Raw genomic sequence first — 12,877 nt, forward strand, 5'->3', positions numbered from 1 at the left:
TATCAGGCGCGACTTCCACAGTGGGAACGCCGATCGTCATGCTTCATATTGAACCCTTATTGAGCGCGAAGAGTTTTTCCTCAGGGATTGAACTCCCTCATTCCTGCTCGAACGGCTCGCGGATACTCTGTAATTTAACGGGGTCCGCTGAGCCTGAGAACAGAATGCTTAAGGCTAACCATCCACTGCTGTTTCTAACATATCTTTCTTGGAGATAGGCCGTCTCTTAGTTAGTAGATTCATATCAGGTTTGAATAACACCATACCCATTTGGGATTTTACATTTGTACCCACCTACCGCATGCTTTTCACTAAAAATGGGGAAATGAGAGTTGCGACCAGTGATTAGCGATACCTGGCTACGTAAACCGGAGCACAGGGCAGCTGTATTCAACGCCATGTGCTCTCAAGGAGATGCAAGGGTTGCTTCAATTTGTGGCCATCGATCTATCTTCGGTCGGCGACGTCGCGCCTTCAATTGCAAATGAAGTAAATTCGACGCAGGAGAATTAAATAAACTCAAATATTATTGGATATTATGATTATTTTTTCCAATATATTTAAGTCTACATTGGAAATGAACCACAAAGCCTGAAAAACAAAACACAACCGAATATTCGGGTTGAATGTATAAAAGGGGATAGAATGCTTACAAGAGCTAGATTGCTAGTGGCCACCGGATTGGTCAATTTGACTTTGATGTCACCAGCACTCGCTGATCAGATACTACGTTTGGCGAATTCTGACGATCCTCGGACCATAGACGTCCAGATGACGACGAATGACTATACAATTCCGCTGAATGTATATGACCGGCTGGTGGAAGCAGAAACGGTAGCTCCCGGGCAGTCGGAAATCGTTCCATCGCTTGCTGAAAGCTGGGAAGTCTCTGAAGACGGGAAAACCTACACTTTGCATTTGCGCAAAGGCGTTATGTTCCATAATGGCGAGGAACTGACAGCCGACGATGTCGTGTTCACCTATGACCGCATGCTGAATCCTGCAACCAAAGCGTTGAACACCGATATCCTGGACTTCGTCGAAGGGGCGAAAGAACGGCTTGATGGCTCAGCGCAGTCCGTCTCAGGTTTGCAGGCTGTTGATAAATATACAGTCAAGATTGTTCTGGTCCAACCTTATTCGGCTTTCATTGCACTGCTCGCCAGTCCACAGGCATCAATCTATAATCGCAAATTTACCGAGCCACTCGGTGACAAATATGGTCTGTCGCCTGAGACTGTTAACGGTACCGGCCCGTTCATTTTGAAAGAGTATAATCTGAACGACAGCCAGATGATGGAAGCCAATGAGAATTATTTCAAAGGCCGTTCCAAGTTGGATGGCGTTCTCATCCGTGTTGTTCCCGACGCGGAAACCATGCGTATGTTGTTCGAATCTGGCGAGATAGACGTTTTCGATACGGACTCAGCTATCACGCAAGTTCCATATTTTATGAAGAACGAAAAATGGAAGGACCAGATTCGAAAGGGTCCGATTGCCGGCTTGGATTATTACCACATCAACCAGAAGATTAAGCCCTTTGACGATGTGCGGGTGAGAAAAGCTTTCCAGATGGGTATTAACCGTCAGGAAATACTAGACAAGATGTTCTATGGTGAAGGACAGCTCGAGAATGGTGTTCTTCCAAGCGGTCTCACCTGTTACAAGCCGGCCACGCCGATTGAATATAACCCCAAAAAGGCCAAGGAACTGCTGGCCGAAGCAGGTTATCCAGACGGGGTGGACATTGCCTTTTCTCAAGTGAGCAGCTGGTCGTCAAAGTGGGTTGACCTGAATCAGCTCGTTCAGGCGCAGTTGAAAGAAGCCGGTTTTAACACTGAAATCAAAGTCGTTGATGAATCGGCATATTTCGCCATGCGCAAAGGCGGCACCATCAACAATTATTCCCAGGTCTGGTCTGCCGATTTCAATGATCCGGATAACTTCTTCTACACCTTCTTTAGCAAGACCGGCACTTCGGTGCGTGGTTTCAATAACGAAGATCAAGAAGTTTTCGACGGCATCGAAAAAGCCCGGAGCATGACCAACCCCGACGAGCGCTGCGAACTGTATGCAAAGCTCGCCGAGCGTATTGTCCAGACGGATGCTGCGTGGGTTCCAATGTATAGTCTCAACCATCTGTTTGTCGTACAGCCGCGGGTGAAGAATTTTGTGGTCCCATGGAACGGATGGACAAGCATGAGCTACTATAAGATGGAAGTTGAAGACTAATCATACTGGCCGAGGAGTCATGCCTACTCCTCGGTCATACTTCCATTCTTACAGCTCCATCCCAGCATGAATTGATGAGCCAGCTCCAGCTCGTCAATTCATGTCAGCCGAAGATAATGCTCGTGCGGCGTTATCTTAGCCATACAGATGAAAGCCTCCACGCAATGCTGACCTTTCTGATTAAGCGTATTGCGGTCTCCATTCCCGTCTTGATCGGCGTGACCGTACTGCTCTTCATCATGATGAATATCATTCCAGGCGATCCAATCGCCTTGCTGATGAAAGAGCATGCCAGCGCTGAAGTTATAGAGCGCGTGCGAGCTCAGATGCATCTTGATGATCCACTGATCACTCGTTACTTCCGGTTTCTGTTCGCTGCGGTTCAAGGCGACCTGGGTGTTTCCATAAAGCTCAATCGCGATGTCACGACCCTGATCCTTCAAGCGTTTCCCAACACGCTTTATCTGGCGGCCTGTGCGGCCCTCGTATCATGGATGATTGGCATTCCGGTCGGCATCCTGTCAGCCGTAAAGCGCGATTCAGCGCTCGATCATTTTTTCATGGGTTTCTCGCTGCTGGGCGTTTCGATGCCGGTTTTCTGGTCCGCGCTCCTGTTGCAGTATATTTTTGCCATGCAGTTGAAATGGCTTCCGGTATCGGGCTTCTACGGCTTCAAATATGTCATTCTGCCAGCTATTGTGCTGGGCTGGAGTTCGGCAGGCGTTATCGCGCGTTTGACGCGGTCAAGCCTGCTGGAAGTCATGCGAAACGACTATGTGAGAACAGCGCGCGCAAAGGGCCTGCGCGAGATTTTCGTCATCCTTCGCCATGCCGTTAAAAATGCTCTTATTCCCGTTGTGACAATCATGGCAATCCAAGTTGCCGGACTGTTGTCTGGCGCAGTCATTACGGAAGCGATTTTCGGCATTCCGGGTATTGGCCGCATATCAGTTAACGCAATTCAGGCGCGCGATATGCCTCTACTTCAGGGGTCGGTTCTGTTTGCCACTGTACTGGTACTGATCGGCAATCTGGTTGCTGACATACTTTATTCCGTTCTTGACCCCCGTATTCGCCATCAGATGAAGGGAGGGGCGAAATGACCGAACTCGCTCAGGCAAACGACGCCTATGTCGAAGAAACGGAGAGCGCCAGCTTTCTGCGCGACACAGTTCGAATATTTCGTCGCAATCGAATGGCAATGACGGGCTTGATTATTATCGTCGTTCTGGTGCTGACGGCAGTATTTGCACCTTATATAAGTCCTCATGATCCATATCGCGTCGATATGAACGAGCAATTCCTGTCGCCATCGCTCACACACTGGCTCGGCACTGATAATTTTGGACGGGACGTTTTAACACGCATACTTTACGGTGCGCGCATTTCGCTTGTGGTCGGCATCGTTCCGAGCTTCATATCGTTGATAATCGGCGCCATCATGGGCATCGTCAGCGGCTATTATGGCGGACGGATCGATTTTACGATCATGCGCCTTGCCGACATGATGATCGCCTTTCCGTCGCTATTGCTGGCAATGGTGGTGATGTACACACTTGGCGCGAATTTGTTCAACATCTTCATAGCTCTCAGCCTGGTCGGCTGGGCAAGTGTAGCCCGAGTTGTACGTTCCCAGACGCTGGCATTGAAAGAAAAGGAGTTTATCGAGGCCGCTCGCGCCAACGGATCGAAGAAGACAACGATCATGTTCCGGCATCTGTTTCCCAATGTAGTGCCTACGCTGATCGTTCTGTTCTCGCTCAGCATTCCTGAAGCGATCATGTGGGAATCGAGTCTCAGTTTCCTTGGCGTTGGTGTGCAGCCCCCTGAAGCAAGTTGGGGCCTGCTCGTTGCCAAGGGAAAGGAATATCTCTTTGCTGCTCCTCTCGTTGCCATCATGCCCGGCGTGGCAATTTTGATCACGGTGCTGGCATTCAACTTCATCGGCGATGGGATGCGTGACGCTCTCGATCCTTACATGAAAGATTAAGGCGGCTGATATGACCGATCAAAGGCCTCTGTTGAGAGTGCGCAACCTGCGCACTGAATTCAAGTCACATCGCGGAACAGTCCGCATCCTCGACAATGTATCTTTTGATGTCGGGCAGGGCCGGATTGTCGGTTTGGTGGGAGAGTCCGGCTCCGGCAAAAGCATGACGGCTTTGTCCCTGATGGGGCTGGTTCCATCACCCCCCGCGACCGTTAGCGCTGACAGTATCATGCTGGATGGCGTGGAATTGACAACCCTCACCAAAGATCAACTCCGCTCGAAACGAGGCCGCGACATGTCGATGGTCTTCCAAGAGCCGATGACTTCGTTCAACCCGGTCATAACCATGGCGCAGCAAGTGGGTGAACCGCTGCAGATTCATGGCAATTTTTCTAAACGCGACGTTCGCGACAAAGTCCGGCAAATGTTTGAGATGGTTGGCATTCCCGAAGCGAAAGCCCGCCTGGACGCCTACCCGCATGAATTATCGGGCGGCCTACGCCAGCGGGCAATGATAGCCATGGGATTGATCTGTGAACCCAAATTGCTGATTGCTGATGAGCCGACAACAGCGTTGGACGTCACGACGCAGGCGCAGATACTGCGTCTCATCATGGAACTGCGCGACCGCGTCGGCACTGCCATCATCATGATCACTCATGATCTGGGCATCATCGCCGAAATGTGTGACGAAGTGAATGTGATGTATGCGGGTCAGATCATCGAGCAGGCCAATGTATACGATGTTTTCGATCGTGCATCTCATCCTTACACCCGTGGCCTGCTGGCCTCGATACCGAAGGCCAACGAGAAGCCGGACGGTACGCGTCTGAAGAGCATCAACGGTATGGTGCCCAATCTGGCCAGACTTCCTGGTGGCTGCCGTTTCAATCCCCGTTGCAGTGATGCCATGTCCGTTTGCAGCTTTAAGGCGCCTGATCTGAACCTATTGGAGAATGGGCACAAAGCACGCTGCTGGCTGCATGACAAAGCAGGAGCCTCTCTATGAACAAGGTTCTCATTTCCACCGAAAAACTGAGCAAGCACTTCCGGCTCGGCAAGGGATTGTTTTCGTTTGACGAGAAAGTGGTTCGCGCAGTCGATGACGTTTCGCTGGAAATCTATGAGCGGGAGACCTTCGCACTGGTCGGAGAATCCGGTTGCGGCAAGTCTACTCTTGGACGCGTCATCTTGCGGCTTCTGGAGCGCAGTAGCGGTACGGTAAGCTTTAAAGGCCAGGATATTTATGCGCTTGACGAAGCACGAATGCGCGAACTGCGCAAACAGATCCAGATTGTGTTTCAGGACCCTTACGCATCATTGAACCCGCGAATGCGGGTGAGGGATATTCTGGCCGAGCCGTTGCGCGCGCACAATTTCGGTACCAGCCAGCAAATTGAGACGCGTTGTAAAGAGCTCCTCAATATGGTCGGTCTGCGTCCGCATCTGATCAATCACTATCCGCACCAGTTCAGCGGGGGGCAGCGCCAACGCATCGGTATTGCACGTGCGCTCGCCAACAATCCGGAATTCATTGTCTGCGATGAAGCTGTTTCTGCCTTGGATGTCTCGATCCAGGCCCAGGTTCTTAATCTCCTTCGAGACTTGCAAGAACAACTACAGCTTACATACTTATTTATTACGCATGACCTGAGTGTCGTACGACAATTCGCCGACCGTGTCGGTGTCATGTTTCTTGGGCGTCTGGTTGAAGTGGGTACGACGGAAGAAATCTTCAACAATCCGCAGCACCCTTATACGCAGTTCCTGATTTCCGCCGTGCCCCGTGCTGATCCGCACCAGCGCAACAGGGCCCGCCCGCTTTTGAAGGGTGAAATACCCAGCCCGATGAACCTGCCCAAGGGCTGCCGTTTCAACACTCGATGCCCCTGCGCACGGGATATTTGCCGAACCGACGAACCAGTACTTTCCGGGGATGTCGGTCTGCATCATGCCGCTTGCCATTTTCCAGGCGTCAAGCTTAGCGAAGTGCCCGCGGAAGCTTGACGAGCTTCAAGACTGGAAAGATTTTGCACTGCGCCGCAGCTTCACTGGCCATTTAAAAACATGATCGAGCTTCGATCGGCTTTGAACGGATTGGATACCTATGACCCGCATCTCCGATGATACTCTCGTTGATCGCCTGCTAACGTTTTTGCGCGAACAAAGCGGGCCGCTTAGTATTCCCGGCATAGGACTGTCCATCGTTCGCCAGGGAAAGGTTCTCTATACGGGCGGCATCGGCGTTCTGGAGGCGGGCACCGAGCGCAACGTCACGGCGGATAGCCTGTTTGCCGTTGCATCCTGTTCAAAGGCTTTTACGACCACTTTATGCGCGGTCCTGTCGGAACAAGGAAAGCTGGACTGGGATCGGCCGATCCAGGAGATATGGCCGAAATTTGCATTTGGTCCCCAGGTTATTTCCGAACAGGTAACGTTGCGGGACCTGTGTTCCAATCGGACGGGCATAGGCCAGGCAACCGCTGTAGAGTACGGCTCCATCCTGTCTTTTGAAGAAGTGGTCAACGGCGCTGGGGGTGTTCCAATGATCGCCCCTTTTCGCGATCGATATTCCTATTCAAATCTCCATTTCACCGTCGCTGCCGAAGTATGTAACCGGGTGAGCGACAAGACATTTGCCGATGCGTCAGCGGCATATATATTCGAGCCCCTTGGAATGACCACGGCATCCGCTGATCGGCCCGATCTGGAAACCGATCCGCGTTTCGCTCGACCGCATGTGCGAAATGGCGATGCAATGCTACCTGTCGCCTTGGAAAAGCTTTCCAACCTCATCGGAGCGGGGTCGGTTTCACAAAGCCCCAATGACGCCGCCCAGTGGTTGTTGTTCAATCTGAACGCTCATCCAAATGGCGCCGCGGTTCTGCCAGCGGCCAGGCTTGCAGAACTAAAGCGCATTCATTCCCGAACCACCCCGGAGAACACTTTCCTTGGCTACGGCCTCGGTTGGCGCATAGGCAGCGGTAACGATTTAACTGTTGTGGATCATACCGGCGCTATTGGCGGTGTACTTTCTCTCACTCGTCTGGTGCCCGATAGCGGGTTCGGAATCTTCATTTCCATCAATGCAAGCGGCACAGAGATTGAAGATTTCCGCAATGCAGCTGCCGATCTTGCCGTGGCGCTCGATCGTGGTGAGGCAGAAGCGGTTGCGACAATTTATGGGCAAGCGGTTTCTTCCTTGGCGGGAAGGCAATCACAATATCGCAAATCCATTTGGCGCAATATGAAGCCGGCTCCAGTTGATGCTTCCATTGCCGGCGTTTTTGAAGGCGGACCGATGGGTGCTTTGCGGATCGAAGCCCGCAACGGCTGTTTGACGACTTCGCTTGAGCTCTTGCCGGACTACCAATATTGCCTCATGGAAGCCGATACTGCCGGTACATATCCCTTGCGTTCGCTGAAGGCTCCGGAACGCTGGTGGGGCAAAGACGATAAGGTAGCTCAGCTTGTGCTGTCTCAAGACGGCGATACGATAACTTGGCAAAATATGTGGTTCGGTGAATGCAAATTTCACCGCAAGAGCATTTCCGCGATTCCGATTTAACCGGAACTGATCGATTTTCATAACACCGAGAACTGGTTCATTTCAGGTGTTATGGATTAATCCTTACGGTGTTGAGATTATGGACGATGGTTCGGGACAAAGACGCCGGTCGGGCCGGATTTTACGATACGGTAGTTCAGATGGATCGGCCGTATTAAATCCCGCACTCTTTATCACAATAATTCGCTCGGCTATCGACTGGAAGTCTGCCCTGAAGTGTACCGAGCTTTTAAGGGTGATGATTCCTACCCTTTTTGGATCTATGCCGAGATGAAAGAATATGGCCTGTGTTCCTGCCTGCGACCGCCTGCTGCCCACGATTACAGAAACACCGGTACCGGAAATTCGGAGCAAAGCCGTCAAACCAATGTCAATTGCGCTCCCCGCATAGAATTCACCAGTTCCATTGAATTTTCCGTTTCCCAGAGCAAGGACCTCGAACTCTGCTTTGAGTGGCGTAATGCCATCCGGCCCTGAACGCCCGCCAATTTCCGTCTTGAACCGGGCACCAGTCCCCTGCCGGTGTGCAATCTCTGCGGCTTGGGGATCGAAAACAAAAGCGACGATTGCATCTCCTGCCCTCTGCTCCAAGAGTTGGCGGATCAGGCCGGTGCTGTCACCCGTACCACCGGCGCCGGGATTGTCTTGTGTATCGACGAGAATTACCGGCCTTGTCGTTGAACGCGCCACTTCCAGCGCCAGACTGACACCTTCTCCTTCATTGAATACGCGGTCTCTGGCGTAGTCTGTTTCTGCCTTCAGGATGCAATCGGCAAGCGACTGCATATGCCGGTCGAGATCGGGGGCTTCTTCCCTGCCGTATCCAACTATCGCCGGACCGCAATCCAAGGTATCGGAGGGCGGAAACCCAGGCGCAAAACTGAGATGCAAACGATGCTCGCGCTCGATTTGCTCCAGCCGGGTATAAATCGAGGATGTCGGCTCAGCCAATGTACATTGAGATGGAATGGGAATGAGGTAGGGCGTTTGAACCAGCGCCTTGGCAAAACGCGTGCCACTTCTGCACATGTTGAATAAAACCTGTGCTGTCCGCCGTCCTGTTTCTCTCATGTCGACGTGAGGATAAGTGCGGTAGGCGGACATGAAATCACTGTGGCCTACCATTTCCGGGCTGATATTGGCGTGAAGGTCGAGACTACAGGCGATAGGGGCTTCAGGCCCGACAGCCTCGCGGATACGACGCAAGAAGTCGCCTTCTCCATCTCCTATGTCTTCGACGACCATCGCTCCATGGAGATCCAGTAATAGTCCGTCGAAAGGCCCTTTCGATGCAATCGCATCAAGAAAAAGGGCGACCACTTGCTCATATGCCAGCCGCTCGACGGTTCCACCCGGCTCGGCCTGACACCAGACAAGCGGGTGGAATTCGACGTTCTGTGAAATTGCCTCGTCTATCATGCCCGCAATAGGCAGATTGCGTCCCCTCGTGACTTCGGGGATAGCGGCTCCCAATGTCAGTGGAGGCCACCCTCCGGGCGTGTTGAACTCGGCCCAACCTGTTGTACCGGGTGCGAAAGTATTGGTCTCGTGCTGAAAGCCACCTATTCCAATTTTCATCTTAGATACAGGTCTCCTATACGATGCAAGCCGGGTGTAGACTATATCTTCATGAACAAAACTTGGAAAATATCGTTTGATGATAGTTTCATTCAAGCAGGATATGTTTTCCGCTGTTGTTCAATTCGACCGTGGAGCGCACAGATTTCGCGCGATAAGGGCGTCAACAGTTGAATTCATCGTGTTAACGATGGTCTCGATGAAACGCTCTCCTAGCTGGCTTCTACGCAAAGGGTCCGGTTGCCATATATTCAGGTAATAAGGGATGGGTTGGGCGAGCGGCCGGAGAACAACCCCCGCGCTTTCGAAAGCCAGCGCACTTAGTGGATTAATAATCGAGACCCCAATTCCGGCGGCAACCATTGTGCCGATCGAGGTTGCCGTCGTTGTTTCTACGACCAGATTACGCGCAATGCCTGCTGCATCGAACTGCGCGTCGATCTGGCGGCGATAGGAATCTTCTTCGGAATAATAGATGAGATCATGACGATCGAAATGAGCCATCTCAAGCACGTCGTGTTGTGCCAGGGTGTGATTGCGCGGCATGATGCACAGCAAATCCCCTGCGTAGAGATTGATAATGGAGTTCGTGTTGCCTGCGACGTTACCTTCGACGACTCCAAGATCGAAAAACTTGCTGAGGAGATCACGTGTTAATGCGGTTTCCTCCAGCGAATGAATTTTGAGAGAAGCATCGGGATAGATGCTGCGAAAGTTGTGAACCACCTGTGGCATAAGCGCGTGGGCGAATGCTGGCAGACACGCCACAGTCACGCGTTGGAGCCTTTCGCCGCGGATGGCACGTGCTGTCCGGGCAATCTCGGCGAGGCTGACAAATGAGCGTTGCACAATCACATTGAGCGCTACCGCCTGTGGCGTCATCTCAAGACGACGTTTTTCGCGTTGAAAAAGCGTAAAACCAAGGTCAGCTTCGAGCGCTTTCAACTCACGGCTGATTGTTGGCTGGGACGAGTTCAATTGCTTGGCAGTTTCGGTCACATTGAGAGTCTGCATCAATGACTGAAATATTTCCAACTGCCGGTGCGTCAGTTGCATGGTCCCCCTCCACGACGATTTTCACAACATATCATAAATGACTATTATCATGATTAATAGGAATTTGACGGCATGTCATGCTCTGTTAGCCTTACCGAAAAATGGGGACACTGGACGGTCGCAAAACAACCTGTCGGTGGTCAAGAAGACGACGGATCGTTCCTCCAATAAATGGAAAGAGTGAAGTAGATACAATGACGTCGTTCCGGCTCGCTATTCCACGGTCAGACGAAGGCAAACAATACTTCATCAAATGCAACGGGCTTGGCAACGACTTCGTCGTCATTGACGGTCGCAGTACCCCATTTCGGAAATCTTCCGACTATATCCAGTGGGTCTGCAACCGCCACGTCGGTATCGGCGGCGATCAGCTACTGGTTTTCGAAGCGCCTGAATCACCTGAGGCTTCCGTTCGGCTTCGCATCTACAATATTGATGGACAAGAAGCGGAAACATGTCTGAACGCTACCCGTTGCGCAGCCTGGTTGATTATGGAAGAGACAGAGCGAGACGAAGCTGTCATCGAGACACTCGGTGGGCCGATCCGGGCGAAACGGGCCGGCGATCACAAGGTTAGCCTCAGTATTGGTAACGCCAAATGGGACTGGCCCGAAATTCCTCTGGCGGGTTCCCTCGAATCTGCGGGTGCCCAATTGGAGAGCGGACCGCTGGTTAGCCCAATCGCAATCAATATTGGCAATCCCCACCTCGTTTATTTTGTTCAAAACCTGGGTGGGCTCGACATTGCCGCGCTTGCCGATCCCGTTCAAAAAAGTGGCTATCTTCCCGAGCAGGCAAATATCGGCGTGGCCGAAGTTACCGGCCCAGATTCGATCCGGCTCGTCGTCTATGAACGTCCAGGCATCCTCACGCAAGCCTGCGGCAGCGGCGCGTGTGCCGCTGTCCTCGCCGCAAGACGGGCCGGTCTCATATCGAGCGACAAGGTTACAGTCTATGCGCCCGGTGGTCAGCTTGAAGTCGAAGTTTTTGATGGCGAGACTTTCATGCTGACGGGCCCGGTAGACGTAACCTTCGACGGGTACATCGCATCCAACCTCCATCGGTGAAGGCGAGCGAAAAGCGCTGTCTCACTCGGTCACTCTCACCGACCGTATCTGATATTCCATCTGAAAGTGATAAAATGAAGAGTGAATTCCCTCAAGACACGTTGTGCGAGCTGGCTGCCCAATATGCGACGCCGTTATGGATCTATAATGCTGATGTAATTCGTCGGCAGATTGATCGTCTTGCCCCTTTCGATATTGTCAGATTTGCGCAGAAGGCATGTTCCAACGTCAATATTCTGTCGCTCATGCGCGAGGCTGGCGTGCACGTTGATGCGGTATCTCACGGTGAAATAAAACGAGCGCAACAGGCGGGATTTTCAGCAGCCGCTACAGCCACCGGCGCCGCGGGCATCGTTTTCACTGCCGATCTTTTTGACCGTGATACCCTCGATTATGTTGTGCGGGAGAAGATTGAAGTCAATGCAGGCTCTTTGGACATGCTGCACCAATTGGGCGAAAGATCACCTGGTCATCGTGTGTGGCTGCGTATCAATCCAGGCTTCGGGCACGGTCACAGCAAGAAGACCAACACCGGCGGAGAAAACAGCAAACACGGCATCTGGCATGGACAACTTGCCCAAGCGATTACCTTGTTAGAGCGTTACCGTCTCCATCTGGTAGGCTTCCACCTTCATATCGGTTCAGGCGTCGACTATCGCCACCTTGAGCGCGTCTGCCAAGCCATGACCGATATAATTTCATCGGTGGACCACGATTTTGAGGCGATATCTGCTGGTGGGGGTCTTTCTGTGCCCTACAAGAATGGGGACCAGGACATCGACGTCGCACACTATTTCAATCTTTGGGACCAGACCCGCCGGCAGGCAGAGAAAAAACTAGGCCATTCGGTGCGTCTTGAGATTGAGCCCGGTCGTTTTCTGGTAGCACAGTCGGCGGTTCTCGTGGCGGAGGTGCGTGCCACCAAACAGATGGGCGACAATCATTTCACTCTGGTCGATGCGGGCTTCAACGACCTGATGCGTCCGGCTCTCTACGGCAGTTATCACCATATTTCAGTTTTGTCGGCTAATAGTAGGGCCCGGAAGACTGAAGCTTCGCGCCCGACTGTCATTGCCGGGCCCCTGTGTGAATCAGGAGATGTTTTTACACAACAACAAGATGGCACCGTGGAAATGAGAGAATTGCCACCGGCTCATGTCGGTGACTATCTGGTGTTTCACGACGCAGGAGCTTACGGAGCATCGATGTCCTCCAATTACAATAGCCGCCCACAGGCGGCCGAATATCTGTTGGATGGCCCAGCATCCCGTTTGATCCGGACAAGACAGAAAATAACCGAGCTCTATCAGAGAGAATGTCCTAACTTGGCATCCCCGACTACCGCGAAGGCAATATAAAGTTTGCGCGGCTTTAATCCCGATAACA

Annotated in this window: 10 protein-coding genes; 8 read left to right on the forward strand and 2 right to left on the reverse strand. The window is 52.2% G+C overall.

Annotation, left to right across the window (positions count from 1 at the left end):
• The first annotated feature begins 771 nt into the window (after positions 1-771).
• From JNC63_RS11780 to JNC63_RS11805, 6 genes are all read left to right on the forward strand, one after another.
• On the forward strand, positions 772-2,232 hold the full coding sequence (locus tag JNC63_RS11780) for an ABC transporter substrate-binding protein (RefSeq protein ID WP_006470753.1): 1,461 nt from the start codon (positions 772-774) through the stop codon (positions 2,230-2,232).
• Between the two features lie 116 nt (positions 2,233-2,348).
• The gene (locus JNC63_RS11785) at positions 2,349-3,335 is read left to right on the forward strand and encodes an ABC transporter permease (protein WP_006470754.1); all 987 of its coding nucleotides are present in this window, start codon (positions 2,349-2,351) and stop codon (positions 3,333-3,335) included.
• Complete coding sequence (locus JNC63_RS11790) at positions 3,332-4,222, forward strand: ABC transporter permease (protein ID WP_006469628.1); 891 nt, start codon at positions 3,332-3,334, stop codon at positions 4,220-4,222. The genes JNC63_RS11785 and JNC63_RS11790 overlap by 4 nt, the downstream gene beginning before the upstream one ends.
• 10 nt (positions 4,223-4,232) lie before the next feature.
• Positions 4,233-5,231, forward strand: coding sequence for an ABC transporter ATP-binding protein (locus JNC63_RS11795; RefSeq protein WP_006469627.1), 999 nt, complete (start codon positions 4,233-4,235; stop codon positions 5,229-5,231).
• Positions 5,228-6,229, forward strand: coding sequence for an ABC transporter ATP-binding protein (locus tag JNC63_RS11800; RefSeq protein ID WP_006470757.1), 1,002 nt, complete (start codon positions 5,228-5,230; stop codon positions 6,227-6,229). Before JNC63_RS11795 ends, JNC63_RS11800 begins: the two co-directional genes overlap by 4 nt.
• Positions 6,230-6,329: 100 nt before the next feature.
• Entirely contained in the window at positions 6,330-7,790 is a 1,461-nt protein-coding gene (locus JNC63_RS11805; protein ID WP_006469625.1) for a serine hydrolase domain-containing protein, read from the forward strand.
• A 63-nt stretch (positions 7,791-7,853) separates the two neighbouring features.
• Here JNC63_RS11805 and JNC63_RS11810 read toward each other — a convergent pair whose 3' ends face one another.
• Both JNC63_RS11810 and JNC63_RS11815 read right to left on the reverse strand, forming a co-directional pair.
• Positions 7,854-9,464, reverse strand: a complete 1,611-nt coding sequence (locus JNC63_RS11810; RefSeq protein ID WP_006469624.1) for a M81 family metallopeptidase — start codon at positions 9,462-9,464, stop codon at positions 7,854-7,856.
• 24 nt (positions 9,465-9,488) lie between these two features.
• The gene (locus JNC63_RS11815; RefSeq protein WP_006469623.1) at positions 9,489-10,424 is read right to left on the reverse strand and encodes a LysR substrate-binding domain-containing protein; all 936 of its coding nucleotides are present in this window, start codon (positions 10,422-10,424) and stop codon (positions 9,489-9,491) included.
• Positions 10,425-10,618: 194 nt separating this feature from the next.
• On the opposite strand from JNC63_RS11815, the gene dapF reads away from it, so the two are divergent.
• Both dapF and lysA read left to right on the forward strand, forming a co-directional pair.
• On the forward strand, positions 10,619-11,491 hold the full coding sequence (gene dapF, locus JNC63_RS11820) for a diaminopimelate epimerase (protein WP_006470759.1): 873 nt from the start codon (positions 10,619-10,621) through the stop codon (positions 11,489-11,491).
• Between the two features lie 74 nt (positions 11,492-11,565).
• Entirely contained in the window at positions 11,566-12,849 is a 1,284-nt protein-coding gene (lysA, locus tag JNC63_RS11825) for a diaminopimelate decarboxylase (protein ID WP_006470760.1), read from the forward strand.
• Positions 12,850-12,877 lie beyond the last annotated feature (28 nt).

Origin of the sequence: Brucella ciceri (assembly GCF_041930145.1) — a bacterium.
Classification (GTDB): Bacteria; Pseudomonadota; Alphaproteobacteria; order Rhizobiales; family Rhizobiaceae; genus Brucella; species Brucella intermedia.

Coding starts and splice junctions, on each gene's coding strand:
- JNC63_RS11780 (WP_006470753.1), top strand. CDS start 772: ATGACGACGAATGACTATACAATTCCGCTGAATGTATATGACCGGCTG.
- JNC63_RS11785 (WP_006470754.1), top strand. CDS start 2,349: ATGCTCGTGCGGCGTTATCTTAGCCATACAGATGAAAGCCTCCACGCA.
- JNC63_RS11790 (WP_006469628.1), top strand. CDS start 3,332: ATGACCGAACTCGCTCAGGCAAACGACGCCTATGTCGAAGAAACGGAG.
- JNC63_RS11795 (WP_006469627.1), top strand. CDS start 4,233: ATGACCGATCAAAGGCCTCTGTTGAGAGTGCGCAACCTGCGCACTGAA.
- JNC63_RS11800 (WP_006470757.1), top strand. CDS start 5,228: ATGAACAAGGTTCTCATTTCCACCGAAAAACTGAGCAAGCACTTCCGG.
- JNC63_RS11805 (WP_006469625.1), top strand. CDS start 6,330: ATGACCCGCATCTCCGATGATACTCTCGTTGATCGCCTGCTAACGTTT.
- JNC63_RS11815 (WP_006469623.1), bottom strand. CDS start 10,424: ATGCAACTGACGCACCGGCAGTTGGAAATATTTCAGTCATTGATGCAG.
- dapF (WP_006470759.1), top strand. CDS start 10,619: ATGACGTCGTTCCGGCTCGCTATTCCACGGTCAGACGAAGGCAAACAA.
- lysA (WP_006470760.1), top strand. CDS start 11,566: ATGAAGAGTGAATTCCCTCAAGACACGTTGTGCGAGCTGGCTGCCCAA.